Consider the following 26,094-nt stretch of genomic DNA (forward strand, 5'->3'; position numbering starts at 1 on the left):
TTCGTCGATCGTGCGGGGCGGCAGCGACGTGCCGGCGCCGGCGAGGAGTACGCATCGCCGCTCGCGCCGGGCGCCGACGCCGTCACGTGACCGGTCTGATGGTCGATGGCAGCCCGCACCCGGAATCCCGATGAATCGAATTCGTGCGAAGATCGACCATCCATCCCGGAAGCCGAGACCGTCGTGATCCGATCGAACCCCGAGGGCAACCCGCAAGCCGCCCACCCGCCGTGGATGCCGGTCGCGCTGGCCGAGCTGGGCATCCGCCGGTTCCCGCCCGGCAGCATCAATCCGCGCATCGTCGAATACAACAACCATACGAACCTCGTCGGCTACGACGACAAGATTTCGTGGTGTTCGTCGTTCGTCAACTGGTGCATGACGCATGCCGGGATTCGCGGCACGGGTTCCGCGCTCGCGCGTTCGTGGCTCGAATGGGGGCGCCCGCTCGAGCGTCCGGTGTACGGCTGCATCGCCGTCCTGACGCGCGACGACCCGGCGAGCTGGAAGGGCCACGTCGGCTTCTATCTGCGCCACGACGACGCACACGTGCATCTGTTCGGCGGCAATCAGCTGGAAGCGGTGCGCGAGCTCGCGTATCCGGTCGGCGAGGTGATCGGATACCGGTGGCCCGACGCCGGCTGAACGCACCGTCCGCATCGATCCATTCCGGGTTCGCCGGCACGCCAGGTCATGGCGCCCGAACTCCCACCCACGAGGAGCCTGCAGTGCAAACCGGTCATCTCCGTCTCTACGCGGACGCGCAATACGCGAGCCCCTACGCGATGTCCGTGTTCGTCGGGCTCGAGGAAAAATCGCTGCCCTACGATCTGGTGACCGTCGATCTCGGCAACCGCGCGCATTTCGCGCCCGACTACGCTGCGACGTCGCTGACGCAACGCGTGCCGACGCTCGTGCACGACGACTTCGCGCTGTCGGAATCGTCGGCGATCACCGAGTATCTGGACGATATCTTCGCGGGCGAGCGGCTCTATCCGGCCGATCCGCGCCAGCGCGCGCGGGCGCGGCAGGTGCAGGCGTGGCTGCGCAGCGACCTGATGCCGGTGCGCTCGGAGCGGTCGACCGAAGTGCTGTTCTACGGCCCGTCGAGCGAGCCGCTGTCGAACCTCGCGCGGATCGCCGCGCAGAAACTGTTCGCCGCTGCCGACAAGCTGCTTGCGCCGGGCGCGGCGAATCTGTTCGGCGCGTGGAGCATCGCCGATGTCGACCTGGCCGTGATGTTGAACCGTCTGGTGCTGAACGACGATCCGGTGCCGCAGCGGCTCGCCGACTATGCGCGTGCGCAGTGGGAGCGGCCGTCGGTGCAGCGCTGGGTGAAGCTGAAGCGGCCGCCGCTGTAACGCGCGCCGGCAGCCATGCGGCGGGCGGGGCGCGGCGCATATCGGCGGCCCGCGCACCGCGCGTCCGGCGGCCCGCACGTGGTGAAAATCGGCATGCTACAGTGAGCCGGCCCGCGTTCTTCGCCTGAATAATTCATCCGAATCCTCCCGAACCGCCATGAGCTATCTTCCCCAACTCGCCGCAGTCGGCGGCGTGATGTTGCTGGCCTGCGTCAGCCCCGGCCCCGATCTGATCGCCGTGTCGTCCCACGCGCTCGGCAACCGCCGCGCGGGGCTGCTGGCCGCGTTGGGCATCGCGTCGTCGCACGCGGTCTGGGCCGCGATGGCGATTTTCGGGCTCGGGCTGATCGTCGCGAAGCTCGCATGGCTGTACGAGGCGATTCGCATCGCCGGCGCCGCGTACCTGATCTATCTCGGCATCAAGTCGCTGTCGAGCCTGCGCCAGTCCGCGCAACAGCCCGAATCCGCGAGCCGGCCGGCCGTACGCGGCGGCGTGCACGCCTATCGGAAAGGGCTGCTGGTCGGCCTGACGAACCCGAAGGCCGCTGCATTCTTCGGCAGCCTGTTCGTGACGCTGCTGCCCGCGCACGCGCCGGCCTGGGTGTACGGCGCGACGCTGGGCGTCGTGGTTGCCGTGTCGCTGACGTGGTTCTGCACGGTCGCCGTGCTGTTCTCGACGAATCGCGTGCAAGTCGGCTACGCGAAACTGCGCAAGCCGATCGACGCGGTGATGGGGACGATCCTGCTGGGGCTCGGCGCGAAGCTGGCGCTGGACCGGTAACGGCGTGATTCGCGTTGCCGCCGATCGAACATCCCGGATGAGCGCTTGACGAGCGGGACGCCGGCCGGTGTCGAAGCCGGCGTCGTATCGCGCTCGCAATCGCGCTTGCGGCTCAATTCTTCGCCACGGCGTCGATCGGCGTCCCGCCCGCCGCATCGTTCCTGCTCCACCCGCCTCCGAGCGACCGATACAGCGCGACCGCCGCCAGCGCGTGCTCGCGCTTGACCTGGTTGAGCGCATCCGCGTCGCGCAGATACACCTCCTGCGCCGACAGCACATCGAGAAAGTCCGTCGCGCCGCCCTTGTAGAGCTGGTTCGCCAACCCGAGCGCTTTATTCGACGCGGAAAGCGCGCTGTCGAGCCGCCGCGTCGCGTCATCGCTGCCGACGAGATTCGCCCGTGCATCCTCGACTTCCCGCAGCGCCTGCAGCATCGTCTGCTTCAACCCGAGTTCCGATTCGCGCATCCGGCTCTCGCTCTGCGTGATATCGGCGGTGACGCGTCCGGCGTTGAAGATCGGGCTCGTCGCGCTCAACGCTGCACTGAACAGGTTGTCGGTCAGCGTCGGCAGCCCGAGATACGACGCCGCCAGAATCCCGTCCGTCAGGTTCAGCGAGAACTTCGGATACCGCTCGGCTTTCGCGACACCGACCTGCGCCGCGCGCCGTTCGACCTGCGCATAGGCTGTGAGCACGTCCGGCCGCCGCAAGAGCGCCTGCGAAGGCAACGTATCGGGCGAGCCGGCCGGCGGCGCGGGAATCTCGCCGGCCTGCGCGAGCACGAGCCGGTCGATCGATTCCGGCGTGCGTCCCGAATACACGGCGATCAGGTTGAGCTGGTGCGCGATCTGCGCGCGCGTCGGCGGAATCCGCGCTTCGAGCGCATCGAGCTGGTTCTGCGCGCGCGTGACGTCGAGCTCCGTCGACAGTCCGAACGCCTGCCGCTTGCGCGTCAGTTCGAGCGCATGCCGCCGAATCGTTGCGTTATCCTGAAGGATCTTCAGTTCCTGCTGCGCCCAGCGCAGGTCGACGTACGCGGCGGCCGCATCGGCCGCGAGCGCGAGCCGCATGGCGTCTTCCGCATGCTGTTGCCCGACCAGCGCGGCCTGCGCGGCCAGCAGATCGAGCCGTTCGCCGCCGAACACGTCCGGCGACCAGCTCAGTGCGAGCCCCGCGCCGGCCTGCCGCACGTAGCCGAGCGGCGGCGGCGTGTTCTGGCGTGCGTCGGCCGCGTGCGCGGTCGCGTCGAGCTCGGGCAGCAGGACCGCGCGTTTCTGCACGGTCAGCGCCTGGGCCTGCTTCACGCGTTCCGCGGCGGCCTGCAGGTCGAGGTTGCCATCCAGCACGGTTGCGATCAGCCGGTCGAGCACGGGATCGTGAAACTGCGCCCACCACGCGGCGGCGTCGATGCCGCCGCGCGGGACGTCGGCGTCCCATCCGGCGGGTGCAAGCGCTTGAACCGAATCGTGCAGCGCCGGATGCTGCGCGGGCTGGACCGCACACCCGGCGGCGAATGCGCTGACGGCCAGCGCGACGAGTAGCTTTTTCATGACGATGACCTTGGCTCAGTGCGCGTCCGGCGGCGGCGCGTTCAGGGTAATGGGTTTGGAAAACGCGACGGCAACCAGCGCGACGACGAAGCACAGCGACAGCGCGTAATACGCATCCGCGTAGGTCAGCGTCAGCGCTTCGCGATAGATCAGCCGGTGCAGGTTCGCGAGGCCGGCCTGCGCGGTATTCAGCGTGTCGCCGGCCACCGCTGTCCAGTACGCGGCCTGGCGATCGAGCAGCGATGCGACCTGCGGTTCCCCGGCACTCACGTGCTCGTTCAGGCGCAGGTAGTGGAAGTTCAACCGGTCGTTGAGCATCGTCGCGCTCACCGCGATGCCGATCGCGCCGCCGAGATTGCGCATCAGGTTGAATAGGCCGCTCGCCGATTTGAGCCGTGACTGCGGCAGCGAGCCGAGCGCCATCGTCACGATCGGCGGCACGCTGAACTGCTGGCCGATCCCGCGCAACGCCTGCGGCAGCAGCAGTTCGCGCCAGCCCCAGTCGTGCGTGACCGGCGTGTACAGGTAGCAGCCGAGGCCGAAGCAGACGAGCCCGAACACGAGCAGCGCGCGCATGCTGACGTAGCGCGCGGCGAACGCATACGCGCCCAGCGCGAGCAACTGGAACGCGCCCACCGACAGCAGCGCGATGCCGATCTGCAGCGAGCTGAATGCGCGCACCTGCGACAGGAACAGCGGCGTGAGGAACACGGTCACGAAGATCCCGATGCCTGTCACGAACGACAGCAGGCTGCCGATGCCGAAGTTGCGCACGACGAGCGCGCGCAGATCGACGATCGGATCGTCCGCGGTCAGCGCATGCACGATGAACAGCAAGCCGCAGATGCCGGAGATCCACGCGCAGATCAGGATCGCGTCGTCGCTGAACCAGTTCTTGCGCGGGCCTTCCTCCAGCACGTATTCGAGGCAGCCGAGAAAGCCCGACATCAGCACGATGCCGAGATAGTCGCCTCGCTTGACGAGGCCGGGATCGGGCTCGTCGATATGCACGTAGCGCGGCACCAGCGCGGCCACGACGATGCCCGGCACGAGGTTCAGGTAGAACAGCCAGTGCCACGACCATTGGTCGGTGATCCAGCCGCCGATCACGGGCCCGATCGCCGGGGCGAGCGATGCGAGCGCGCCGATCGTCGTCGACGCGATCAGCCGCTGCTTGCCCGGGAACAGCACGAACGCGGTCGTGAACACGGTCGGGATCATCGCGGCGCCGAGCGCGCCCTGCATGCCGCGAAACAGGATCATCGAGTTGATGTCCCACGCGAGCCCGCACAGCATGCTCGTGATCGTGAAGCCGATCGCCGAGGCGACGAACAGCCAGCGCGTCGACATCACCTTCGACAGCCAGCCCGACATCGGGATCACGATGATCTCGGCGATCAGGTATGCCGTCTGCACCCACGACAGTTCGTCCTGGCTCGCGGACAGGCCGCCGCCGATGTCGCGCAGCGACGACGCGACGATCTGGATGTCGAGCGTCGCCATGAAGAAGCCGACGCACATCAGCGCGAACGCGAAGACGCGCTGCTTCGTCGGTTGCGACGCGGGGTCGCCGGAAAACGCGGTGGTCATCGTCGGCTCCCGTTCAGTTCGCGTGACCGGTATGCACGGTCACGACCGCGGACAGGCCGGGGCGCAGCACGTGGTCGATGCCCGGCTGCGGATCGAGATGCACGCGCACCGGCACGCGCTGGACGATCTTCGTGAAGTTGCCGGTCGCGTTCTCGGGCGGCAGCACGCTGAAGGTCGCGCCGGTCGCGGGCGCCAGGCTGTCGACGCGGCCATGCAGGCGCGTGCTCGACGCATCGAGCGCGACGTCGACGCTGTCGCCCGCGTGCATCTTGCGCAACTGGTCTTCCTTGAAGTTCGCATCGATCCACAGCCCCGACGCCGGCACGATCGTCAGCAGCGGCACGCCGACGTTCGCGAGCATCCCGACGCGGCCCGTGCGGTTGCCGACGTAACCGTCGACCGGCGAACGGATCGTCGTGTATTCGACGTTCAGCGCCGCGACGCGCTGCGCGGCGAGCGCGGTGTTCACGCGCGCCCGCGCATCGGCGAGCTGCGCGCCGAGCACGTCGAGCTGCCGCTTCGACGCGAGCAGCGCGGCATCGCTGCGCGCGACGGCGGCGTCGGCCTTCGAATAGTCGGCGTCCGCGCGCTCGACGATCTGGCTCGACACCGCATCGGATTTCACGAGCTCGCGGTAGCGAACGCGATCGGATGCGGCCCGCGTGAGTTCGGCCGACGACGCATTCCTGTCCGCCGCATGCTGGCCGATCACCGCGTATTGCAGTTGCTGCTTCGCATCGAGTTCGGCCACGGCGGCGCGCGCGCTGTCGACTTCCGCGGATGCCTGCGCGAGCTTCGCATCGTAGTCGCGCGCATCGAGCTGCACGAGCACGTCGCCGGCTTTCACGCGCTGGTTGTCGGTCACGAGAATCCGGTCGACGAAGCCGTTCACCTTCGGCGCGAGCACCGTGACGTCGCCGCCGACGTACGCATCGTCGGTGCTTTCCTGGAAGCGCAGCACCAGCAACCAGTCGAGCACGGCGGCCGCGACCGCGACGACCACGACGGCCACCGCGATTCGCATCCACGGCACGCGGCGTCGCTGCTTCGCGGGCCGCTCGGTTGTGACTGCCTCGCGTGATGCGGCAGCGGTTCGGGTCGTATCCATCGATTCACCTATGTATATGCACTTATTGAGTCGAGCGACGACGGGATGTCGTCGATCGGGGAAGGGGCTAACGCGCCGGCAGGTTGTGCGCGATCCGGAACAATTCGTCTCTGAGGCGGGCCGCCTGCGCCGGCCCGAAGCGCCGCTCGAACGCTTCCTGCGCGGCGCGCCAGTGCACGTGCGCAGCGGCGACCTTCGCTTCGCCGTGCGCGGTCAGCGCGAACGTCTGGCGGCGGCACGGCGGCTCGATCGTGCCCGCAACCAGCGCCGCGGCGACCAGCGGCTTGAGCGCGCGCAGCAGCGCGGTGCGCTCGATCACCAGCGCGGCCGACAGCGTCGCCATCGTCAGGCCCGGACGCTCCCGCAGCAGCGCGAGAATGCTGTACTGCGACGGCGTGACACCGGCACGCGACAGATAGCGCTCGTAGAACTGCGAGATCCGCCGCGCCGCTTGCCGGACCGCGAAGCAATCGTCATCGGTGAGGGGTGGCGTGTGCATGTGCACATGTTAGGCGGCGAGACGGCGCGAAGCGAGCGGCGGGGCGGGATCAGATTGGTGTCGTGGCTGTACCAATCGGCGGCAGGCCGGCGCGTTCGGGCGCCGGGTCAGGCCGCCGCCGGAACGCGCCGGCCTTCGCGGTCGCTGTATGCCGCCGTGTAGTCGATGAACGCCTTGACCTTCGCGGGCAGGAGCGCGCGGTTCGCGTACGCGAGCTTGATTTCCACGAACGCATCGACGAGATCGGCGTCTTCCAGCAACTGTACGAGCGCGCCCGACGCGAGTTCGGCATCGACGAGCGTTTTCGGCACGACGCCGATGCCGAAGTCGTGCATCACCATTTCGCGGTTGAAGACGGGGCTGTTCGACGAGATGTCGAAGCGGAACGGCACGGTGAGCGTGTTGCCGTCGACGCGGAACGACAGCGCGGGCCGGCGCAGCGACGGCGACAGCGGCACGAACGGATGATCGGCGAGTTCGGCCGGCGTTTCGGGGCGCGAGTGCGCGCGCAGGTAGGCAGGCGTCGCGACGAGCACCACCGGAATGCGTTCGATCAGCCGCACGATGGTCGTCTCGCTCGTCAGCATGTACGGCACGACGATGCCGATGTCGTAGCCTTCGCCGACGAGATCGACCGGGCGTTCGGTCAGCGTGACGTCGAGGCGCACCTTCGGATGCGCGACCTTGAAGCCGGCGATCAGCGGCACCAGCCGGTTCAGCGCGGCGGTCGTGTGCGAGACGAGGCGCAGCAGGCCCTCCGGCTCGCGCGTGTGCGACTGCGCTTGCGCCTCGAGCGAGTCGAGTTCGTCGAGCACGGCTGCGCAGCGCTCGTAGATCCGCTCGGCCGTTTCGGTCAGCGAGACCTGGCGCGTGGTCCGGTGCAGCAGGCGGCTGCCGAAGCGCGCTTCCAGATCCGCGACCGCCCGCGATACGACCGGCCGCGCGAGGCCGTGCATGTCGGCGGCGCGCGTGAAGCTGCGCATCTCGACCACCGACCGGAAAATGCGCAGCTTGTCGATGTAGTCCATGTCCGTCTCCTCGGGGCGATGACGGCGCGCCGAAGGCACGCGGCCGGCCGTTACGGCGGAGTGTACATTGACTTTATGCATATGCACATATAAATTGCGGATCATGAACGATATCCAGATGGCCCAGGCCTGCAATTGCCTCGCGCTGCGTCAGGCGGCGCGCTTCGTCACGCAACTTTACGAGCGTCATCTGGCCCCGGTCGGCGTGACGCCCGCGCAGTTTTCGATCATGGCGAACCTGTCGCACCGGCCCGGCCTGGTGATGAGCGAACTCGCCGATACGCTGGTGATGGATCGCACGACGCTGCTGCGCGCGCTGAAGCCGCTGCAGCGCGACGGCTTCGTCGCCGCGGCCGCGTCCGAGCATGATGCGCGCGCGCATGCGCTCAGCCTGACGAAGCTCGGCGAGCGCACGTACGCGCACGCGAAAGTCGCATGGCAGGCCGCACAGGACGAGTTCGACACGCAGTTCGGCCGCGACCGCGCCAAGGCATTGCGCGACGAGCTGTTCAGCCTGACGGCGATGCGCGACGCCTAGGGCCTGTTCACGCTAATAACGGGCTTGCGCTGGCCCCCAGAAGGGCCGAGCGCAAGGAATGCGACGAAGCGAATACTCAACGTATTCGTGAGGAGCATGACGCCGCGATCGGCCCTTCTGGGGGCCAGCCCCACGAATGAATTTTCCCAAACAGGGGAACGTGCCTTTCCGCCCGTCCCCTTGGGGGGCGGACGGAAAGGCACGTTCGCAAGCCCGTTATTAGCGTGAACAGGCCCTCACGCGCACGGTAGTATTGCAAAAGCGATCCGGATCCACCGGACGAGACACGAGGAGCACCCCATGCTGCAGTTGAGCGAGCGCGACGAGGCGATGTTGCGCGGCGCATTCGGCGACGGCGTCGCACGCGCGATGCGGATCGTCGCCCGCACGGCCGGCGTGATGTCGGCGCCGCATCTGATCGACATCACGTCCGCGCATATCGACGGCTGTCTCTATCACGGCCGGACCAGCCTCGACTTCGTCGAGTATTTCGTCGACACGGGCGCGAAAGTCGCGGTGCCGACCACCCTGAACGTCGGGTCGCTCGACCTGATCCATCCCGAGCTGTATCACGGCGACCGCACGATCCAGCGCGACGCGCAGCGCCTGATGGACGCGCACCTGCAGCTCGGCTGCGAATCGAGCTTCACGTGCGCGCCGTATCAGCTGAAGAACCGTCCGCGCCTGGGCGAGCAGATCGCGTGGGCCGAATCCAATGCGATCGTGTTCGCCAATTCGGTGCTTGGCGCGCGCACCAGCCGCTACGGCGACTTTCTCGATCTGGCCGCCGCGATCACCGGGCGCGCGCCGTACGCGGGCCTGCACGTCGAAGCGAATCGCGCCGCCCAAATCGTGTTCAATGCACCGGACTTCGGCAGCCGCCCGTCGCGCGACATCTATTTCGCGGCGCTCGGGTTGTTGATCGGCAGGATCGCCGGCGCGATCGTGCCCGCGATCGTCGGGCTGCCCGCGGACACCACCGAGGACGAACTCAAGGCGCTCGGCGCCGCCGCCGCATCGAGCGGCGCGGTCGCGCTGTTCCACGCGGTGGGCGTGACGCCGGAGGCGCCGACGCTCGATGCCGCGTTGCACGGGCGCGCCGCGCAGCGGAGCGTCGATGTCGCGCTGGCCGATCTCGACGAGATCCGCCGCACGCTGAACCACGGTGCCGACGGCGATGCGCTCGTCGCGGTCGCGCTCGGCACGCCGCATTTCTCGCTGGCCGAATTCCGCACGCTCGACGCGCTGCTCGATCGATTCGACGGCAAGCCGACGTGCGATTTCTACGTGAACACGAGCCGCTTCATCCTGTGGGAGCTGGGCGAGCTCGGGCTCGCGGACAAGTTCGAGGCCCGCGGCGTTCAGATCGTCGTCGATACCTGCACGTACATCACGCCGGTGATGAAGCAGCTGTCGGGCCTGGTCATGACCAACTCGGGGAAGTGGGCGTCGTATGCGCCCGCGAACATCGGCGTCACGGTGGCGTACGGCAGCATGCGCGAGTGCGTGCGCTCCGCGTTCGAAGGAAAGGTGCGATTCGATGACTGAAACAAGGGCGGGGGGATTCGCGGGCGACACGCTCGTGCCGGGCAGCGCATGCGCGCGCACGCTCGTGCTCGACAAGCCGCTCAGCTTCTGGGGCGGCTACGATTCGGGCGCGGGGCGGATCGTCGATCGCGGGCATCCGCAGACGGGCGCGAGCCTCGCCGGCCGCATCATGGTGATGCCGCACGCGAAGGGCTCGAGTTCGAGCAGCAGCGTGCTGGCGGAAGCGGTGCGCAACGGCACGGGGCCGGTCGGGATCGTGCTGAAGGAGCGCGACCTGATCATCTCGATCGGTGCGATCGTCGCGGCCGAGCTGTATGCGATCGCGGTGCCGGTGGTGTGCGTGACGGACGACGTGTATGACGCGATCGTTACCGCGACCGGCGACGTGCGGATCGACGCAGACGACGGGGACGGCGGCGCGCGGATCGACATCGGCGACTGATGCGTTGCGCGTGCCGGTTCAGATGAAGCGAATGTGCGGCGTCTCTTCCGGCGCGAGCGGCAGCGCGTTGCTTGCCGCAGTCATCTCGGGCTTAGCGCCCGGCTGATTGATCCGCCGGATTTCGGGCCAGACGATCACGCCGAACACCGAACGCAGGATCGTGCCCAGCACCAAGAAGCCGATCGCGGTTCCGCCGAACCACGCGAACATGTCGAGCATCCCGTTCATGCTGCGGGCCAGCGCGGACATGATGCCGATGACGAACGCCACGGCGATCGGAACGCAGATCGTCACGATCCGACCGATTCGTGCGCGGTTCCCGTCGTCGCCTCCCGATATGCGCTCGGCGTTTGCCCGGCCCACCTCCGGAACGCGCGCGTGAAATTCGCCGGGTCGGTGAATTGCAGCCGCTCGGCGATCGTCTTCAGGTCGAGATCCGACGCCGAAAGCAATTGCTTCGCGTCGCGAAACCGTGCTTCGTCGAGCAGTTGCCGGTAGCTCGCCCCGGCTTCCTCGAGCCGGCGCCGCAGCGTGCGGGTCGACACGAGCAGCGCGTCGGCGAGCGCTTCCGGGCTCGAATAGTCGCCCGCGCTTTTCGCCAGTTCCGCGCGCACGCGCTCGACCAGGTCGCCTTCCTCCTGGCGAACCTGCGCATACTCGCGCTCGACCTGCACGAGCGCCTGCCGGTGCGCGACTTCGTCCGCGAGCGGCAGCGGCCAGTCGAGCACGTCGTGCGCGATCCACAGCGCGTTGGCCGCGCAGCCGAATTCGACCGGCGGCAACTGGCCGCGATAGCGCGCGAAATAGTCGGGTTGCGGCCACGTGAAACGCAGCGCGATCGGCGGCGCCGCGCGCCCGGACCATTGCGAGATGTTCTGCGCGAGCCCCGTCAGCACGAACTCGAACATCACGTGGTGCTGCAGCACGGGGCTCGCCTGCACGCCGTGCAGTTCGAGGGTCGCGCCGCGCGCGTCCTCCGCATAGGTCAGACGATATTGGCGGTTGCGCATCCGGAAGTAGCGTTGCGTGACGACCAGCGCTTCGCGGATGTCCCGCGCGGTCAGCGTCGCATAGCCGAGAAAGCCGTGCACCGTCGGCTTCAGCAGCAGCCCGAACGCGAGCCCGATGCCGGCGTCGCCGCCGATCTCGATCGCGTTGAGCACGAGCCGCCCCCATTGCGACGGCGCGACGCGCGCATCCGGTTCGGCCAGCACCGCGTCGCGCAGCCCGGTGCCGGCGCGTACCGCGGCCAGATCGACGCCGCGCGCGGCCAGCGCCTGCAGGAGCAGGCGCGTATAGGCGACCGGAATCGTCGGCCGGCGCAGCCCGAGGTGGTCCTTGCGTGGCGGGGAGGTCATGTCGTTTTGGCCGGAAATGACAAGCATTATGGCTGTTTGCCCCCTCACGTTCAAGGCGGCGCGCGGCCTACGATGATACGCATCGCTTACCGGCAGAATCATCATGACGATTTCGTTCCCCCACCTGCTCGCGCCGCTCGACCTCGGCTTCACCACGCTGAAGAACCGCGTGCTGATGGGCTCGATGCACACCGGCCTCGAGGACAGCCGCAAGACGCTGCCGCGGCTCGCCGACTATTTCGCCGAGCGCGCGCGCGGCGGCGTCGGGCTGATCGTGACCGGCGGCTTCGCGCCGAACGTGGCCGGCTGGACCAAGCCGTTCGGCGGCACGCTGATGACGTCGGCCGGTGCGCGGCGTCACCGCGTGATCACCGATGCCGTGCATGCGGACGACGGCAAGATCGCGTTGCAGATCCTGCATACCGGCCGCTACGGCTATCACCCGTTCGCGGTCGCGCCGTCGAAGATCAAATCGCCGATCTCGCCGTTCACCCCGCACGAACTCGGTGCGCGCGGCGTCGAGCGTCAGATCCGCGCGTTCGTCCGTTGCGCGCAGCTCGCGCGCGAAGCCGGCTACGACGGCGTCGAGATCATGGGCTCCGAGGGCTACCTGATCAACCAGTTCATCTCGATGCACACCAACAAGCGCACCGATCAGTGGGGCGGTTCGTACGAGAATCGCATCCGCCTGCCGATCGAGATCGTCGAGCGCACGCGCGAAGCGGTCGGGCGCGACTTCATCCTGATCTACCGGCTGTCGATGCTCGACCTGATCCCGGACGGCAGCGACTGGGGCGAAACCGTGCAGCTCGCGAAGGCGGTCGAGCGCGCGGGCGCGACGATCATCAACACGGGGATCGGCTGGCACGAGGCGCGCGTGCCGACGATCGCGACGTCGGTGCCGCGCGGTGCGTTCGCGTGGGTGACGAAGAAGATGAAGGGCGAGGTCGGCATTCCGCTCGTGACGACCAACCGGATCAACCGGCCCGAAGTGGCCGAGCAGATACTCGCCGACGGTTGCGCGGACATGGTGTCGATGGCGCGGCCGCTGCTCGCGGACGCCGAGTTCGTCGTCAAGGCCGCGCAGGGCCGCGCGGACGAGATCAACACCTGCATCGGCTGCAACCAGGCGTGTCTCGACCACGCGTTCAAGAACAAGATTGCATCGTGCCTGCTGAATCCGCGTGCCTGTCACGAGACGGAACTGATCTACACGCGTGCGCAGCGGCCGAAGCGTATCGCGGTGGTCGGCGCGGGGCCGGCGGGGCTCGCGTGCTCGACCGTGCTCGCGCAGCGCGGGCATCAGGTCGACCTGTTCGATGCCGCGCCGGAGATCGGCGGCCAGTTCAACATGGCGAAGCGGATTCCGGGTAAGGAAGAATTCGATGAAGCGCTGCGCTACTTCGGCCGGCAAGTCGAGCTGACCGGCGTGAACCTGCATCTGAACCGGCGTGTCGACGCGAGCGACCTGATCGCGGGCGGCTACGACGAGATCGTGCTCGCGACCGGCGTCGCGCCGCGCGATCCGAAGATTCCGGGGCAGGACGGGCCGAATGTGCTCAGCTATATCGACGTGCTGGCCGGCCGGCAGCCGGTCGGCCGGCGCGTCGCGGTGGTGGGCGCGGGCGGGATCGGCTTCGATGTCGCCGAATATCTGGTGCAGGACGGCGAGTCGCCCACGCTCGATCTGGACGAATGGAAGGCCGAGTGGGGCGTGACCGATCCGGCCGCGACGCGTGGCGGCGTGACGCGCGCGCAGGTCGCGGCGCCCGCTCGCGAAGTGACGCTGCTGCAGCGCAAAGCCGCGCCGCTCGGCAAGGGGCTCGGCAAGACGACCGGCTGGATTCACCGCGCGACGCTGAAGATGAAGCAGGTGAAGATGATCGGCGGCGTGAACTACGAACGGATCGATGCGCAGGGGTTGCACGTGTCGTACGGCGAGCAGCGCACCGATCACGCGTGCATCGAAGCCGATACGATCGTGCTCTGCACGGGGCAGGAGCCGCAGCGCGCGCTGCTCGCGCTGCTACAGGCGGCCGGACGCCCGGTGCACCTGATCGGCGGCGCGGAACTGGCTGCCGAACTCGATGCGAAACGCGCGATCGACCAAGGCTCGCGGCTCGCGGCGCGCTTGTAACGGGCGTGGCTTCGGGCATCGGCACGAAGCCACGTTGCGCGGCGATAGCTTGCGTGCGCCACGCTTCGCGACTGTCATGCCGATGTCTCGGCATTGCGGTGCGGCCGGCAGAACGGAAGGGGGCTCCCGCGTCGCCGCGCAACGTGGCGACGCGATCCCGCAGCCGGCCGGTGCGCGTCAGGCCGCTTCGGCCCGTTCTTTCTCTTCCGCTTCGAGCATCGCCTTGACGATCAGGTAGACGGCCGGCAGATCGTCGTCGTCGCGACGCCAGTCGACCGATTCCTCGACGTCCGCGGCCACCAGCCGGCTGTCGCGCAGCCGGATGAATGCATCGACGACCGTCGGATCGTTGCGGTTCAGGAAACCGGCGTTCGAGAACGCGAGTTCCTCGACGTTCAGCAGCGCCTGCCAGCTCATCGTACGGACGGCGGCCGGATGGGTGCGGCGTCGCAGGCCGAGCGCGCGCTGCGCGGGGCCGCCGACGACACGCTGCAGATCGACGACCGCCCGCTGCGCGGCGCGTTCGAAGTGGGCCGGGTTGAAGCCGGGTTGCTCGGGATCGAATGCGGATGACTGGAACATGGTCGCCTCACAAAGGTCCGTCCGTCATGGATGACGGAATTCGGGTCAAATGGTGCAAAAGCACTGTAAATATATACAGTGTTCGCGGCGGTTTCAAGTCCCGAGTGAACGTGTTTGTGCGGCGACCGGTTTCGGACGGTTGGCGACGCGCAGTCGCGTCCGTCCGGCGGGTGATTCATACCGACGCGGCGATCGTCTCCCGCAGCCATCGATGGGCCGGATCGCGATGCACGCGCTCGTGCCACAGCATCGACATTTCGTAGCCGGGGACTTCGACCGGCGTATCGACCACGCGCAACGCGGGCGTGTTGCGCACCAGCCGCTCGGGCAGCATCGCGACGAGGTCGGTGGTGGCGACGGCCGATAGCACGAACAGGAAATGCGGAACCGACAGCACGACACGTCGTGCGGCGCCCGCTTTCGCGAGCGCTTCGTCCGTCACGCCGAAGAAGCCGCCGCCGTCGGGCGACACGATCACGTGTTCCAGCCCGCCGAACTGCGCGAGTGTGGGGCGCCGCTTCAGCTTCGGATGACCTGCGCGGCCGACGAGCACGTATCGCTCCGTGAACAGCGGCAGGCGCCGCATTCCTTCCGGCGATCCTTCGGTCGTATGGAACGCGAGGTCGATCCCGTTTCGTTCCGCGTCCTGCTCGATGCGCGGCGGCACGAGTTCGACCACGGCGAGCCGCGTCTCCGGTGCAGCCGAACGCAACGTATTCAGCGCGGGCAGGACGATCGTCGATTCGCCATAGTCGGTCGCGGCTACGCGCCACGTGTTCGTCGCGGTCGCCGGATCGAACGGCGTAGCCGTCAGCACCGCGCGTTCGATCGCGTCGAGCGCATCCCGTAGCGGCTCGCGCAGCGTTTCCGCGCGCGCGGTCGGCCGCATGCCACGCGGCCCCGGCAGCAGCAACGGGTCGCCGAACAGGTCGCGCAGCTTCTGCAACTGCACGCTCACCGACGGCTGCGACATGTTCAGTTTTTCGGCCGCCCGCGTGACGTTGTGCTCCGCGAGCAGCACGTCCAGCGTGACCAGCAGGTTCAGGTCCAGCCGTCTGAGATTGTTCATCGCTATACCTGGAATATCCGGAATTCATTTCCAATATACCTTCGGCAACGGCATCCTGCAGTCATTCAATCAACGGAGCTGTGAACATGAACGTGCTGATCGTCTATGCCCATCCCGAACCGCGCTCGCTGAACGGTGCGCTGCGGGACTTTGCGGTCGAACATCTGGAAGCGGCGGGCCATGCCGTGCAGGTCACCGATCTATACGCGATGAACTGGAAGGCCGCATTCGATGCGAACGACGTGACCGACCGCGCGCCCGATGCGCGCTTCGATCCGGCGCTCGATTCGAAGCATGCGTTCGAGACGGGCACGCAGCGCGACGACATCGCGCGCGAGCAGGACAAGCTGAAGTGGGCCGACGCGGTGATCCTGCAGTTTCCGCTGTGGTGGTTCTCGATGCCGGCGATCATGAAGGGCTGGGTCGAGCGTGTGTATGCGTACGGTTTTGCGTACGGCGTCGGCGTGCATTCCGACCGGCACTGGGGCGATCGTTACGGCGAAGGTTCGTTCGCGGGCAAGCGCGCGATGGTGATCGTCACGACGGGCGGGTGGGAATCGCACTACAGCGCGCGCGGCATCAACGGGCCGATCGACGACGTGTTGTTCCCGATCCAGCACGGCATCTTGTATTACCCGGGATTCGACGTGTTGCCGCCGTTCGTGATCTACCGGACGGGAAGGATGGACGACGTGCGTTTCGACGAAACGCGTGCGGCGCTCGGCAAGCGTCTCGACGCGCTGTGGACTGCGCAACCGATCCCGTTCCGGCGGCAGAATGCAGGCGACTACGAGATTCCGGCGCTGACGCTGAAGACGGAGATCGCGCCGGAGAAGGTGGGGTTTGCGGCGCATCTGGCGCACGGGCAGTGATCGTCGCCGCTTCATCGTGATGCGAGGGGCTGCAAACGACACGGGCGGCAGGCGAGAACATCACCTGCCGCCCGTGTCGCGTTTCTCGCGGCCGTTCGGTAACGGCGCGCTTCATTTTCACTTACCGGTCATCCTCCCGCACCGAGGACGGATGCCGGCACAGCGCCCGCACTTCCATCTCCATATACGGAAACAACGGCAGCTGGCTCAGCAGATCATGCAACTGCTGCACGCTCTCGACATCGAAGATACTGACGTTCGCATACTGCCCCGCGATCCGCCACAGATGTCGCCAGACGCCTTCGTTCATCAGCCGCTGGCACATCGCCTTTTCTTCGGCCTTCAGCGTGGCCGCCTTGACCGGATCCATGTCCGTCGGCAGACGGACGGTCATTTCCACATGAAACAGCATCCTGCACTCCTTGCGTTGTCGATTCGTCGAACGGGACGGCCGCTCAGGCCTGTGCACGCGCCCGCTCGACGTCGCTCGCCGGCACGTCCTGCTTGTCCTTGAGCAGCGAGAAATCGAAGTCGATCAGCGCGAACTGCCCGTCGACGCCATACGACTTGCCTTCCGCGCCCTCGGCCTGCTTGATCTGCGGGATCAGCCCTTCGCGGGTCGCGAATGCGAAGTCGTCCCAGATGTGCGGATCGCCTTCGATGTTGATCTGCGTCGTCAGCTTACGATATCCGTCCGCGGAAACGAAGAAGTGGATGTGCGCCGGACGATGACCGTGACGGCCGAGCTGGTCGAGCAGCTGCTCGGTCTTGCTGCCCGGCGGCACGCTGTAGCCGACCGGCAGCACGCTGCGGAAGCTGTAGCGGCCTTCCGCATCGGTGCGGATCGAGCGGCGCAGGTTGAACGCGGGCTGCGACTGGTCGAAGTACGAGTAGTTGCCCAGGTGGTTCGCGTGCCAGACCTCGACGAGCGCATTCGCGATCGGCGCACCGTCGTTGCCGAGCACCTGGCCGCGCATGATCAGCGTCTGGCCCGGATCGGTGCCGTCGTCGAGGCGCGCATGGCCGACCGACTCCGGTGCGCCGGCGACATACAGCGGCCCCTCGATCGTGCGCGGCGTGCCGCCCTGGATGCCGGCCTTCTCCTCGGCCTCGTCCATGCGCACGTCGAGGAAGCGCTCGAGCCCGAGGCCCGCGGCGATCAGCCCGAATTCCCGGCCGGCTTCGTTCAGGTAGTTGAGCGCCGTCCAGAACTCGCTCGGCTGCACGTCGAAATCCTCGATCGTGTAGCAGATGTCCTTCACGATCCGGTTGACGATCGCGCGCACGCGCGGGTTGCCGGGTTTTTCCGCGGCGTCGTCGAAGGTCTTCAGCAGGGCGTCGATGGCTTGTTTGTTCATCTGTGTCTCCGGTTTCGGTTGTCGTGTCGTGTGGGATCAGCGGGCGTCGCGTCGCATCCGTTCGATGCGGGCCCAGTCGAAGGTGATGCCGAGGCCGGGCGTCGCCGGCAGGTGCAGCTTGAAATCCTCGTAGCGCAGCGGCTCGACGAGGATTTCCTCGGTGAGCAGCAGCGGGCCGAACAGTTCGGTGCCCCATTTCAGCGAGCCGAACGTGCTGAACAGTTGCGCGGACGCCATCGTGCCGGCCGCGCCTTCGAGCATCGTGCCGCCGTACAGGTCGATGCCGGCGGCCGACGCGATCGACGCGACGCTCGCCGCACCGAGCAGGCCGCCCGATTGCGCGATCTTCACCGCGAACACGTCGGCCGCGCGGTCCTGCGCAAGCGCGAACGCGTCGACGGGGCCGTGCAGCGCTTCGTCGGCCATGATCGGAATCCGCGCGAGCTGCGTGAGGCGCTTCAGCCCCGCGCGGTTGGTCGCGGCGATCGGCTGCTCGACGAGGCTGACGCCGGCATCCGCGAGCCGTGCGCCGGCCCGGATCGCGTCGGTTTCGTTCCATGCCTGGTTCACGTCGACACGCACGTCGCCGCGATCGCCGAGCGCGCGCTTGATCGCGATCACGTGCGCGACGTCGTCGTCGACCGCGTTCGAGCCGATCTTCAGCTTGAAGGCGCGATGCCGACGCGCTTCGAGCATCGCCTCGGCTTCCGCGATGTCGCGCTGCGTGTCGCCGCTCGCGAGCGTCCACGCCACGTCGACCGCATCGGTCGTGCGGCCGCCGAACAGTTCCGACAGCGGCACGCCGAGGCGGCGCGCCTGCGCATCGAACAGCGCGGTTTCGATCGCACACTTCGCGAACCGGTTGCCCTGGAACAGCTTGCGCGCACGCGCCATCGCGGCACCCGGGCGCGTCGCGTCCATGCCCTGCAGCAGCGGCGCGAAATACGTATCGATGTTGACCTTGATGCTCTCGGGGCTCTCGTCGCCGTATGCGAGACCGCCGATCGTGGTTGCCTCGCCGACGCCTTCGATACCGTCCGTGCATCGAACGCGGACCAGCACGAGGGTCTGGCAATTCATCGTGGCGACCGACAGCTTGTGGGGCCGGATCGTCGGCACGTCGACGAGCAGCGTCTCGATGCGTTCGATGGTGGCGGCAGTTGCTATCATGCGATTCCTCCTGTTGGTGCACATGGTAGGAATTCCCGCCCGGCGTCGTCCAACACTCTTTCCGACTACTTCCATACCTTTGAGGCATGAAATGGAATTGCGTCAGCTCCGGTACTTCATCGCCGTCGCGGAGGAAATGAACATCACGCGGGCGGCGGAGCGGCTGCACATGACGCAGCCGCCGCTGAGCCGTCAGCTCCAGGCGATCGAGGACGAAGTCGGGTTGCCGCTGTTCGAGCGCGGTGCGCGGCCGCTGAAACTGACCGACGCGGGGCGCGTGTTCTATACGCAGGCGATGCGCGTCGTCGACCAGGCCGACGAGCTCGGCCCGCTGACGCGCCGGCTCGCGCAGTTGTCGGAGCGGATCGTGATCGGCTTCGTGCCGTCGACGCTCTATGGCGCGCTGCCGGACGTGATTCGCGCGTTTCGCGAGGCGCAGCCGGCCGTCGAGCTGTCGCTGATCGAAATGTTCACGCTCGAACAGCTCGGCGCATTGAAGGGCGGGCGGATCGACGTCGGTTTCGGCCGTCTGCGCTTCGACGACGACCAGCTCGTGCGCGAGGCGCTGATCGAGGAAAAGCTGATCGCGGTGCTGCCGCTCGGCCATCCGCTCGCGGATCCGGACCGGCCGCTGACGCTCGCGGACATCGCGAACGAGACGCTGATCGTTTATCCGAGCACGCCGCGGCCAAGCTACGCGGACCAGCAGCTGTCCGCGCTGCGCGACGGCGGCCTCGTGCCGGCGGCCGTTCACGAGGTGCGCGAACTGCAGACGGCGCTCGGGCTCGTCGCCGCGCAGATGGGGGTATCGCTGGTGCCGGAAAGCGTGGAGGGGGTGCGCGTGAAGGGCGTTGTCTACCGGCGGCTGCCGGAACCCATGGCGACGTCGCCGATCATCATGAGCCGCCGGCTGCATGGCGAAAGCGCGGCAACCGCCGCGTTCTGCACGATTGCGCGGGAGATGATCGCGCCGGCGGCGTGAAGCGCGTATCGACTTTCGTCGATTAATTGCAACTAACGGTCAAGTTCGGCGTCCACGGCCGAATCCGGATAGCGCGTCGCAAAACCATCAGCATTGGCGGCTCGGGTGACCAGCCGGCAAGCCGCGCGCAGGGCGGCGAGTCGATCCGCGCCTAGCGCTTCCCGTCGAGCGTCTCCGACGGCGACTCGCCGAATTTCTCCCGATACGCGAGCGCGAAGCGCCCGAGGTGCGTAAACCCGCAATCGAGCGCGATATCGGCGATGCGTCGATCGGACCCCGCCCCGCGCAGCAACTCGCGCGCGTGATCGAGCCGCGTTGCCCGCAGATATTGCATCGGGCTCATCCCGCGGAACTGCAGGAATGCATCCCGCAGCGTCCGTTCCGGCACGTTGGCGGCCTGGACGATATCGGCGAGCTGCAGCGGCTGCGCGTAGTGCGCGTTCACGAACTCCTGCGCGCGCCGCACGAAGCCCGGCGCCGGATCGCGTCGCCCGCGCAGCGCCGACGGCGGGTGGCCTTCGATCAGCAGGTCGATCAGCAGGTGCTCGAGCTGCGACGCGACGCGCGGGTTCGCGTTCGCGCGTTCGAGCAGCTCCGGCGAGCGGGCGACGAGCATCAGTTGCTGGCGCCACGCGGCGAGCGCGGCGTCGCTGATGTGCAGCACGGGGTCGAGCGTCGCGCGCGGGTTGCCGGTCAGCGCGCCGACGGTTGCCGCGTCGATGCGCAGCACGAACTGCTCGCAGTCGGCCGACAGCACCGCGTCGAAGCGCTCGCCGGGTGCGCACAGTACGCCGGTCTGCCCGTCGACGCCGAGCCGGCGCCCCATCGCGTGCACTTCCGCCTGCCCGGACAGGCAGAACATCAGCAGGTAATAGCCGTCGACGGCGTCGACCTGCACACGCATGGCGTCGCCGAATGCGATGGTACCGATCCCGAGGCCGCCGAGCCGGACGAAATCCATGTGCGATGCGCCTTGCACGCGGCCGCTCGGCAGCAGCGCGTGCGGCTGCATCACGCGCGAGATCCGCTCGCGCGTCTCGTCGAGATCGCGGGATTCGAACAGCCGGTGCGCGCGCAGCGCATGCGGCTCGAACGACGTTGGGGACATGGGCATCGGCCTTGGTATGGACACGGGCGTCGATCCGGCGAATGGGCCGCGATCGTGTGTGGCGGCGCGCGTGCGTGTCGCCATGCTAGCGCAGAAATCCGCCGAAAGTGGATATTGCGCCGCCGCAATCGCACTTTCCGGATAGACGCGGAATATTAGCTTTTCAAAAATCGCCTCCATGCAATCAACGAAACGGAACCACAAGGAGTCCGACATGGAGCAGACAGAATCGCCCGTCGTATTCGCCGCGCGCGACGACGCGTCCGACGTGCGTTTTCCGCACGACGACGGCTCGCGCGTGCCGTACAAGGTGTTCAGTTCGCGCGCGGTCTACGATCGCGAGCAGGAGCGCATCTTTCGCGGCCCGACCTGGAACTTCGTCGCGCTGGAAGCGGAAATCCCGAACGCCGGCGACTTCAAGAGCACGTTCGTCGGCGACACGCCGGTGGTCGTCACGCGCACCGAGGACGGCACGCTGTCCGCGTGGGTGAACCGCTGCGCGCACCGCGGCGCGCAGGTGTGCCGCAAGTCGCGCGGCAACGCGAGTTCGCACACGTGCGTCTATCACCAGTGGAGCTTCGACAACCAGGGCAACCTGCTCGGCGTGCCGTTCCGGCGCGGCCAGAAGGGGATGACCGGGATGCCGGCCGACTTCGATCCGAAGCAGCACGGGCTGCGCAAGTTGCGCGTCGACAGCTATCGCGGGCTCGTGTTCGCGACCTTCAGCGACGACGTGATGCCGCTGCCCGACTATCTCGGCGAGCAGATGCGTCCGTGGATCGACCGGATCTTCCACAAGCCGATCGAGTATCTCGGCTGCACGCGCCAGTATTCGAAGTCGAACTGGAAGCTGTACATGGAGAACGTGAAGGATCCGTATCACGCGAGCATGCTGCATCTGTTCCATACGACCTTCAACATCTTCCGCGTCGGGATGAAGGCGCGCTCGATTCCGGATGCGAACCACGGGCTGCACAGCATCATCACCGTGACCAAGACCGGCGACGACACGTCGGCCGCGTACAAGCAGCAGAACATCCGGTCGTTCGACGAGGGCTTCCATCTGGAAGACGAATCGATCCTCGATCTCGTGTCGGAATACGACGAGGACTGCACGAACCATATCCAGCCGATCTTCCCGCAGCTCGTGATCCAGCAGATCCACAACACGCTGGTCGCGCGCCAGATCCTGCCGAAGGGGCCGGACAACTTCGAGCTGATCTTCCACTTCTTCGGCTACGCGGACGACACGCCCGAGCTGCGCGCGCTGCGCATCAAGCAGGCGAACCTCGTCGGGCCGGCCGGCTATATCTCGATGGAGGACACGGAGGCGACCGAGCTCGTGCAGCGCGGCACCGTGCGCGACGCCGACGCGACGTCGGTGATCGAGATGTCGCGCGGCAATCCGGACCAGCAGGACACGGTGATCACCGAAAGCCTGATCCGCAAGTTCTGGGTCGGCTACCAGAAGCTGATGGGCTATTGAGGCGGAGCGCGGAATGATGGAAAACCTGACGGAAGACATGAAGACGTGGTTCGAGATTTACATGCTCCAGAACCGCTACATCGGCCATCTCGACAACGACCGGCTCGAACACTGGCCGGAGATGTTCACCGAGGACTGCACGTACGAGATCGTGCCGAAGGAGAACGCGGATCTCGGCCTGCCGGTCGGGATCGTCCACTGCACGAACCAGCGGATGCTGCGCGACCGCGTGGTGTCGCTGCGGCACGCGAACATCTTCGAGGAGCATACGTACCGGCACATGACGTCGGGCCTGACGATCGTCGCGGAGCGCGACGGCGAGATCGACACCGAGAGCAACTACGTGGTCGTGCAGACGCGCAGCAACGGCGAATCGGACGTGTACCAGGCCGGCAAGTATTACGACACGGTCGTGCGCACGCCCGACGGGCTGCGCTACAAGACCAAGCGCGTGATCTACGACACGTCGCGCGTGCAGACGCTGCTCGCCACCCCGATCTGACAGGCAAGGAACCGACATGACCGAAGCTACGCTCGCCGAATGGCATCCGCTGGGCACATTCGACGAATTCTCCGAAGACGAACCGGCGGCGCGCGTCGCCGGCCAGAAGCCGATCGCGGTGTTCCGGATCGGCAACGAACTGTTCGCGATGCACGACCTCTGCTCGCACGGCCACGCGCGGCTGTCCGAAGGCTACGTGGAGGACGGCTGCGTCGAATGCCCGCTGCATCAGGGGCTGATCGACATCCGCACGGGCGCGCCGAAATGCGCGCCGATCACCGAGCCGGTCCGGACCTATCCGATCCGGATCGTCGACGGACAGGTGGAAGTCAATGTCGGCTGATCCGTTCGTGATCGTCGGCGCGGGCCACGCAGCGCGCCGCACGGCCGAAGCGCTGCGCGCGCGCGACGCCGAAGCGCGCATCGTGATGATCGGCGCGGAACGCGAGCTGCCGTACGACCGGCCCGCGCTGTCGAAGGATGCGCTGCTCGGCGACGGCGGCGAGCAGCGCGCGTTCGTGCGTGACGCGGCGTGGTACGACGCCGAGCGCATCGAGTTGCGGCTCGGCACGCGCGTCGAGGCGATCGATCGCGCCGCACAGCGTGTACAACTCGACGACGGCGCGACGCTGCCGTATGCGCGGCTCGTGCTCGCGACGGGTTCGCGGGTGCGGGCGTTCGGCGGGCCGGTCGACGAAGGCGTCGCGCCGCATTACGTGCGTACCGTTGCCGACGCGCGTGCATTGCGTGCGCAGCTTGCGCCGGGGCGGCGCGTGGCGGTGCTCGGCGGCGGCTTCATCGGCCTCGAAGTGGCGGCTGCGGCGCGGCAGCTCGGTTGCGACGTGACGGTGATCGACCCGGCCGAGCGATTGCTGCAGCGGGCGTTGCCGGAAGTCGTCGGCGCATATGCGCGTCAGTTGCATGACGCGCGCGGCGTGAATTTTCAGCTGGCGACGCTGCCGCGTGCGATTCGTCGTGCGGCGGGCGGCGGTGCGACCGTCGAGACCGATCGCGGCGATGTGCAGGCGGACATCGTCGTGGTCGGTATCGGCGTCGTGCCCAACGTCGAACTCGCGCAGGCGGCCGGCCTCGACGTCGACAACGGGATTCGTGTCGACGCGGGCTGCCGCACGGCCGATCGCGCGATCTTCGCGGCGGGCGAGGTGACGATGCACTTCAATCCGCTGCTCGGCCGGCACGTGCGGATCGAGTCGTGGCAGGTCGCGGAAAACCAGCCGGCCGTCGCGGCCGCGAACCTGCTGGGTGCGGACGAGACCTATGCGGAGCTGCCGTGGCTGTGGTCCGATCAGTACGACTGCAATCTGCAGATGCTCGGGCTGTTCGGCAGCGAACGGACGATCGTCGTGCGCGGCGATCCGGCGAGCGGGCCGTTCACGGTGTTCGGGCTGGATGACGACGGGAAAATCGTGGCGGTTGCCGCGGCGAACCTGGGGCGCGACATCGGCGCATCGCGCCGGCTGATCGCGGCCGGGGCGGTGCCCGATCCGGTGAAGCTGGCGGATCCGGCGGTCAATCTGAAGACGTTTCTTTGAGGGGGCGCGCGAACGCGGCGCGTGCAGTCGCGTTCGCGCCGGTATCCGGCGGCGGATGAACGGGAGTCCGTTCCCGACAACCTTCCCGGCCTGCGCATCGCGTATGCGGGTTTGTCTCGGGTCGACGATCGGTGCATATTAGCGGCATTGCCGCTTCACCGGTCGCCCATGACGCCAGACAAAGCCCTCGAACTGAAACGAAGCAAGCGCCGCGCGCTGTGGCTGCTGCTCGCCGCCGTCGCGGTGTTCGTCACGACGATCCTGCTGCCGCGCGGCCCGTGGGTCGACGGTTTCAAGGCGGTGGCCGAGGCCGCGATGGTCGGCGCGCTCGCCGACTGGTTCGCGGTGGTCGCGCTGTTCCGCCGCGTGCCGATCCCGTTCGTGTCGCGCCACACCGAAATCATCCCGAAGAACAAGGACAAGATCGCCGACAATCTCGCGGTGTTCGTGCGCGAGAAATTCCTCGGCCCCGATGCGCTCGCCGCGCAGATCCGCCAGCACGATCCCGCCCGGAAGCTCGGTGCGTGGCTCGGCGAGCCGGCGAACACCGATGCGCTCGGCAGCTACGTGACGAAATTGACGAGCTTCGCGCTCGACATGACCGACGACGCGCGGATCCAGTCGTTCGTCCACGACGCGTTTCGCGCGGTGATCGACCGGGTCGACCTGTCGCAATCGGCCGGCGCGATCCTCGATACGCTGACGAAGGACGGCCGCCACCAGGCGCTGCTCGACGATGCGATCGAACAGGTGGTCGACGTCCTCGACAAGGAGGAGAACCGCGAGGTGATCGCGGGCTTCATCGTCGAATGGCTGAAGACGCAATATCCGAAGATCGAGAAGATCATGCCGACGCAGTGGTTCGGCGAGAACGGCGCACGCATGCTGGCGAGCGCGGTGAGCCGCGTGCTCGAAGGCGTGGCCGACGATCCGGAGCACGAACTGCGGCAGCGCTTCGACCGCACCGTCGTGCGGCTGACGGAGCGGCTGAAGCATGATCCCGCGTTCATCGCGAAAGGCGACGAGATCAAGCGCTACATTCGCGACGGCGACGCGTTCAACGAGTATGTACGCGATCTGTGGGATCAGTTGCGCGCGTGGCTGAAGGCCGATCTCGCACGCCCCGATTCGGCGCTGCACCGGCAGGCCGCGACGCTCGGCGGCTGGCTCGGTGCGCGGCTCGCGGAAAGCCCGGCACTGCGCACATCGCTGAACGAGCACATCGAGAAGGCCGTGCACGAGATGGCGCCGGATTTCGCCGATTTCCTGATGCGTCACATCCGCGACACGGTGCGCAACTGGGATGCGCGCGAGATGTCGCGGCAGATCGAACTGAACATCGGCAAGGATCTGCAGTACATCCGCATCAACGGCACGCTGGTCGGCGGGCTGATCGGGCTCGGGCTGTATCTGGTGTCGCTGGTGCCGCGCTGGGCGGGCGGATGGCTGCATTGACGCGGCCGCGGGCATGGC

At 67.4% G+C, this 26,094-nt stretch carries 27 protein-coding genes; 14 read left to right on the plus strand and 13 right to left on the minus strand.

The window, feature by feature from the left end:
• Window positions 1-234 precede the first annotated feature (234 nt).
• From BME24068_RS17960 to BME24068_RS17970, 3 genes are all read left to right on the plus strand, one after another.
• Window positions 235-645: a TIGR02594 family protein gene (locus BME24068_RS17960; protein WP_096505644.1), complete on the plus strand. Its 411-nt coding sequence runs from the start codon at window positions 235-237 to the stop codon at window positions 643-645.
• 83 nt (window positions 646-728) lie between these two features.
• On the plus strand, window positions 729-1,361 hold the full coding sequence (yfcF, locus tag BME24068_RS17965; protein WP_174926874.1) for a glutathione transferase: 633 nt from the start codon (window positions 729-731) through the stop codon (window positions 1,359-1,361).
• 157 nt (window positions 1,362-1,518) lie between these two features.
• The gene (locus BME24068_RS17970; RefSeq protein WP_174926875.1) at window positions 1,519-2,142 is read left to right on the plus strand and encodes a LysE family translocator; all 624 of its coding nucleotides are present in this window, start codon (window positions 1,519-1,521) and stop codon (window positions 2,140-2,142) included.
• Between the two features lie 112 nt (window positions 2,143-2,254).
• Here BME24068_RS17970 and BME24068_RS17975 read toward each other — a convergent pair whose 3' ends face one another.
• From BME24068_RS17975 to BME24068_RS17995, 5 genes are all read right to left on the minus strand, one after another.
• The gene (locus tag BME24068_RS17975; RefSeq protein ID WP_174926876.1) at window positions 2,255-3,691 is read right to left on the minus strand and encodes an efflux transporter outer membrane subunit; all 1,437 of its coding nucleotides are present in this window, start codon (window positions 3,689-3,691) and stop codon (window positions 2,255-2,257) included.
• A 15-nt stretch (window positions 3,692-3,706) separates the two neighbouring features.
• On the minus strand, window positions 3,707-5,281 hold the full coding sequence (locus BME24068_RS17980; RefSeq protein ID WP_096505636.1) for a DHA2 family efflux MFS transporter permease subunit: 1,575 nt from the start codon (window positions 5,279-5,281) through the stop codon (window positions 3,707-3,709).
• Window positions 5,282-5,294: 13 nt separating this feature from the next.
• The gene (locus BME24068_RS17985) at window positions 5,295-6,389 is read right to left on the minus strand and encodes an HlyD family secretion protein (RefSeq protein ID WP_174926877.1); all 1,095 of its coding nucleotides are present in this window, start codon (window positions 6,387-6,389) and stop codon (window positions 5,295-5,297) included.
• Between the two features lie 67 nt (window positions 6,390-6,456).
• The gene (locus tag BME24068_RS17990) at window positions 6,457-6,888 is read right to left on the minus strand and encodes a MarR family winged helix-turn-helix transcriptional regulator (RefSeq protein WP_096505632.1); all 432 of its coding nucleotides are present in this window, start codon (window positions 6,886-6,888) and stop codon (window positions 6,457-6,459) included.
• Between the two features lie 107 nt (window positions 6,889-6,995).
• The gene (locus BME24068_RS17995; protein ID WP_174926878.1) at window positions 6,996-7,916 is read right to left on the minus strand and encodes a LysR family transcriptional regulator; all 921 of its coding nucleotides are present in this window, start codon (window positions 7,914-7,916) and stop codon (window positions 6,996-6,998) included.
• 103 nt (window positions 7,917-8,019) lie between these two features.
• Between BME24068_RS17995 and BME24068_RS18000 the strand changes: the two genes are divergently transcribed.
• The 3 genes from BME24068_RS18000 (at window position 8,020) to BME24068_RS18010 (ending at window position 10,444) form a co-directional block, all read left to right on the plus strand.
• Window positions 8,020-8,454 carry a MarR family winged helix-turn-helix transcriptional regulator gene (locus tag BME24068_RS18000; protein WP_174926879.1) on the plus strand — a complete coding sequence of 145 codons (435 nt, stop codon included), beginning with the start codon at window positions 8,020-8,022 and terminating at the stop codon, window positions 8,452-8,454.
• A gap of 300 nt (window positions 8,455-8,754) precedes the next feature.
• The gene (locus BME24068_RS18005; protein WP_174926880.1) at window positions 8,755-10,002 is read left to right on the plus strand and encodes an aconitase X; all 1,248 of its coding nucleotides are present in this window, start codon (window positions 8,755-8,757) and stop codon (window positions 10,000-10,002) included.
• Window positions 9,995-10,444: an aconitase X swivel domain-containing protein gene (locus BME24068_RS18010; RefSeq protein ID WP_174926881.1), complete on the plus strand. Its 450-nt coding sequence runs from the start codon at window positions 9,995-9,997 to the stop codon at window positions 10,442-10,444. The genes BME24068_RS18005 and BME24068_RS18010 overlap by 8 nt, the downstream gene beginning before the upstream one ends.
• A gap of 18 nt (window positions 10,445-10,462) precedes the next feature.
• On the opposite strand, the gene BME24068_RS18015 is transcribed toward BME24068_RS18010, so the two are convergent.
• Both BME24068_RS18015 and BME24068_RS18020 read right to left on the minus strand, forming a co-directional pair.
• Entirely contained in the window at window positions 10,463-10,714 is a 252-nt protein-coding gene (locus BME24068_RS18015) for a hypothetical protein (RefSeq protein WP_174926882.1), read from the minus strand.
• A 20-nt stretch (window positions 10,715-10,734) separates the two neighbouring features.
• Entirely contained in the window at window positions 10,735-11,829 is a 1,095-nt protein-coding gene (locus BME24068_RS18020) for an AraC family transcriptional regulator (protein WP_174926883.1), read from the minus strand.
• 76 nt (window positions 11,830-11,905) lie between these two features.
• Between BME24068_RS18020 and BME24068_RS18025 the strand changes: the two genes are divergently transcribed.
• Window positions 11,906-13,939, plus strand: coding sequence for an NADPH-dependent 2,4-dienoyl-CoA reductase (locus BME24068_RS18025; RefSeq protein ID WP_174926884.1), 2,034 nt, complete (start codon window positions 11,906-11,908; stop codon window positions 13,937-13,939).
• Between the two features lie 177 nt (window positions 13,940-14,116).
• Here the strand turns inward: BME24068_RS18025 and BME24068_RS18030 are convergent, their stop codons facing one another.
• Together BME24068_RS18030 and BME24068_RS18035 are read right to left on the minus strand one after the other, a co-directional pair.
• On the minus strand, window positions 14,117-14,521 hold the full coding sequence (locus BME24068_RS18030; RefSeq protein WP_174926885.1) for a DUF2471 family protein: 405 nt from the start codon (window positions 14,519-14,521) through the stop codon (window positions 14,117-14,119).
• Window positions 14,522-14,696: 175 nt separating this feature from the next.
• Window positions 14,697-15,590, minus strand: coding sequence for a LysR family transcriptional regulator (locus BME24068_RS18035; RefSeq protein ID WP_174926886.1), 894 nt, complete (start codon window positions 15,588-15,590; stop codon window positions 14,697-14,699).
• An 86-nt stretch (window positions 15,591-15,676) separates the two neighbouring features.
• On the opposite strand from BME24068_RS18035, the gene BME24068_RS18040 reads away from it, so the two are divergent.
• Window positions 15,677-16,462 carry an NAD(P)H-dependent oxidoreductase gene (locus BME24068_RS18040; RefSeq protein ID WP_174926887.1) on the plus strand — a complete coding sequence of 262 codons (786 nt, stop codon included), beginning with the start codon at window positions 15,677-15,679 and terminating at the stop codon, window positions 16,460-16,462.
• A gap of 121 nt (window positions 16,463-16,583) precedes the next feature.
• Here BME24068_RS18040 and catC read toward each other — a convergent pair whose 3' ends face one another.
• Genes catC through BME24068_RS18055 form a run of 3 tightly spaced genes read right to left on the minus strand, consistent with a single transcriptional unit; the run spans window position 16,584 to window position 18,990 of the window.
• Window positions 16,584-16,874, minus strand: a complete 291-nt coding sequence (catC, locus tag BME24068_RS18045) for a muconolactone Delta-isomerase (RefSeq protein ID WP_027790983.1) — start codon at window positions 16,872-16,874, stop codon at window positions 16,584-16,586.
• A 43-nt stretch (window positions 16,875-16,917) separates the two neighbouring features.
• On the minus strand, window positions 16,918-17,820 hold the full coding sequence (gene catA, locus BME24068_RS18050; RefSeq protein ID WP_174926888.1) for a catechol 1,2-dioxygenase: 903 nt from the start codon (window positions 17,818-17,820) through the stop codon (window positions 16,918-16,920).
• Window positions 17,821-17,856: 36 nt separating this feature from the next.
• Window positions 17,857-18,990: a muconate/chloromuconate family cycloisomerase gene (locus tag BME24068_RS18055; RefSeq protein ID WP_174926889.1), complete on the minus strand. Its 1,134-nt coding sequence runs from the start codon at window positions 18,988-18,990 to the stop codon at window positions 17,857-17,859.
• 91 nt (window positions 18,991-19,081) lie between these two features.
• On the opposite strand from BME24068_RS18055, the gene BME24068_RS18060 reads away from it, so the two are divergent.
• Window positions 19,082-19,972: a LysR family transcriptional regulator gene (locus tag BME24068_RS18060; RefSeq protein ID WP_174926890.1), complete on the plus strand. Its 891-nt coding sequence runs from the start codon at window positions 19,082-19,084 to the stop codon at window positions 19,970-19,972.
• Window positions 19,973-20,123: 151 nt separating this feature from the next.
• On the opposite strand, the gene andR is transcribed toward BME24068_RS18060, so the two are convergent.
• Window positions 20,124-21,080, minus strand: a complete 957-nt coding sequence (andR, locus tag BME24068_RS18065) for an anthranilate 1,2-dioxygenase regulatory protein AndR (protein ID WP_174926891.1) — start codon at window positions 21,078-21,080, stop codon at window positions 20,124-20,126.
• Between the two features lie 214 nt (window positions 21,081-21,294).
• On the opposite strand from andR, the gene andAc reads away from it, so the two are divergent.
• From andAc to BME24068_RS18090, 5 genes are all read left to right on the plus strand, one after another.
• Window positions 21,295-22,566 carry an anthranilate 1,2-dioxygenase large subunit AndAc gene (gene andAc / locus BME24068_RS18070; protein ID WP_096505602.1) on the plus strand — a complete coding sequence of 424 codons (1,272 nt, stop codon included), beginning with the start codon at window positions 21,295-21,297 and terminating at the stop codon, window positions 22,564-22,566.
• Window positions 22,567-22,579: 13 nt separating this feature from the next.
• Window positions 22,580-23,068, plus strand: a complete 489-nt coding sequence (andAd, locus tag BME24068_RS18075; RefSeq protein WP_174926892.1) for an anthranilate 1,2-dioxygenase small subunit AndAd — start codon at window positions 22,580-22,582, stop codon at window positions 23,066-23,068.
• Window positions 23,069-23,084: 16 nt separating this feature from the next.
• Window positions 23,085-23,411 carry an anthranilate 1,2-dioxygenase ferredoxin subunit AndAb gene (gene andAb / locus BME24068_RS18080; RefSeq protein ID WP_174926893.1) on the plus strand — a complete coding sequence of 109 codons (327 nt, stop codon included), beginning with the start codon at window positions 23,085-23,087 and terminating at the stop codon, window positions 23,409-23,411.
• The gene (gene andAa / locus BME24068_RS18085) at window positions 23,401-24,621 is read left to right on the plus strand and encodes an anthranilate 1,2-dioxygenase system ferredoxin--NAD(+) reductase (RefSeq protein WP_174926894.1); all 1,221 of its coding nucleotides are present in this window, start codon (window positions 23,401-23,403) and stop codon (window positions 24,619-24,621) included. The genes andAb and andAa overlap by 11 nt, the downstream gene beginning before the upstream one ends.
• Before the next feature lie 168 nt (window positions 24,622-24,789).
• Window positions 24,790-26,076 carry a DUF445 domain-containing protein gene (locus BME24068_RS18090; protein ID WP_174926895.1) on the plus strand — a complete coding sequence of 429 codons (1,287 nt, stop codon included), beginning with the start codon at window positions 24,790-24,792 and terminating at the stop codon, window positions 26,074-26,076.
• The last annotated feature ends 18 nt before the right edge of the window (window positions 26,077-26,094 follow it).

This window comes from Burkholderia anthina (genome assembly GCF_902498995.1).
GTDB classification, from domain to species: domain Bacteria; phylum Pseudomonadota; class Gammaproteobacteria; order Burkholderiales; family Burkholderiaceae; genus Burkholderia; species Burkholderia anthina.

Coding starts and splice junctions, on each gene's coding strand:
- BME24068_RS17960 (WP_096505644.1), top strand. CDS start 235: ATGCCGGTCGCGCTGGCCGAGCTGGGCATCCGCCGGTTCCCGCCCGGC.
- BME24068_RS17970 (WP_174926875.1), top strand. CDS start 1,519: ATGAGCTATCTTCCCCAACTCGCCGCAGTCGGCGGCGTGATGTTGCTG.
- BME24068_RS17975 (WP_174926876.1), bottom strand. CDS start 3,691: ATGAAAAAGCTACTCGTCGCGCTGGCCGTCAGCGCATTCGCCGCCGGG.
- BME24068_RS17980 (WP_096505636.1), bottom strand. CDS start 5,281: ATGACCACCGCGTTTTCCGGCGACCCCGCGTCGCAACCGACGAAGCAG.
- BME24068_RS17985 (WP_174926877.1), bottom strand. CDS start 6,389: ATGGATACGACCCGAACCGCTGCCGCATCACGCGAGGCAGTCACAACC.
- BME24068_RS17990 (WP_096505632.1), bottom strand. CDS start 6,888: ATGCACACGCCACCCCTCACCGATGACGATTGCTTCGCGGTCCGGCAA.
- BME24068_RS17995 (WP_174926878.1), bottom strand. CDS start 7,916: ATGGACTACATCGACAAGCTGCGCATTTTCCGGTCGGTGGTCGAGATG.
- BME24068_RS18000 (WP_174926879.1), top strand. CDS start 8,020: ATGAACGATATCCAGATGGCCCAGGCCTGCAATTGCCTCGCGCTGCGT.
- BME24068_RS18005 (WP_174926880.1), top strand. CDS start 8,755: ATGCTGCAGTTGAGCGAGCGCGACGAGGCGATGTTGCGCGGCGCATTC.
- BME24068_RS18010 (WP_174926881.1), top strand. CDS start 9,995: ATGACTGAAACAAGGGCGGGGGGATTCGCGGGCGACACGCTCGTGCCG.
- BME24068_RS18020 (WP_174926883.1), bottom strand. CDS start 11,829: ATGCTTGTCATTTCCGGCCAAAACGACATGACCTCCCCGCCACGCAAG.
- BME24068_RS18025 (WP_174926884.1), top strand. CDS start 11,906: ATGACGATTTCGTTCCCCCACCTGCTCGCGCCGCTCGACCTCGGCTTC.
- BME24068_RS18030 (WP_174926885.1), bottom strand. CDS start 14,521: ATGTTCCAGTCATCCGCATTCGATCCCGAGCAACCCGGCTTCAACCCG.
- BME24068_RS18035 (WP_174926886.1), bottom strand. CDS start 15,590: ATGAACAATCTCAGACGGCTGGACCTGAACCTGCTGGTCACGCTGGAC.
- BME24068_RS18040 (WP_174926887.1), top strand. CDS start 15,677: ATGAACGTGCTGATCGTCTATGCCCATCCCGAACCGCGCTCGCTGAAC.
- catC (WP_027790983.1), bottom strand. CDS start 16,874: ATGCTGTTTCATGTGGAAATGACCGTCCGTCTGCCGACGGACATGGAT.
- catA (WP_174926888.1), bottom strand. CDS start 17,820: ATGAACAAACAAGCCATCGACGCCCTGCTGAAGACCTTCGACGACGCC.
- BME24068_RS18055 (WP_174926889.1), bottom strand. CDS start 18,990: ATGATAGCAACTGCCGCCACCATCGAACGCATCGAGACGCTGCTCGTC.
- BME24068_RS18060 (WP_174926890.1), top strand. CDS start 19,082: ATGGAATTGCGTCAGCTCCGGTACTTCATCGCCGTCGCGGAGGAAATG.
- andR (WP_174926891.1), bottom strand. CDS start 21,080: ATGTCCCCAACGTCGTTCGAGCCGCATGCGCTGCGCGCGCACCGGCTG.
- andAc (WP_096505602.1), top strand. CDS start 21,295: ATGGAGCAGACAGAATCGCCCGTCGTATTCGCCGCGCGCGACGACGCG.
- andAd (WP_174926892.1), top strand. CDS start 22,580: ATGATGGAAAACCTGACGGAAGACATGAAGACGTGGTTCGAGATTTAC.
- andAb (WP_174926893.1), top strand. CDS start 23,085: ATGACCGAAGCTACGCTCGCCGAATGGCATCCGCTGGGCACATTCGAC.
- andAa (WP_174926894.1), top strand. CDS start 23,401: ATGTCGGCTGATCCGTTCGTGATCGTCGGCGCGGGCCACGCAGCGCGC.
- BME24068_RS18090 (WP_174926895.1), top strand. CDS start 24,790: ATGACGCCAGACAAAGCCCTCGAACTGAAACGAAGCAAGCGCCGCGCG.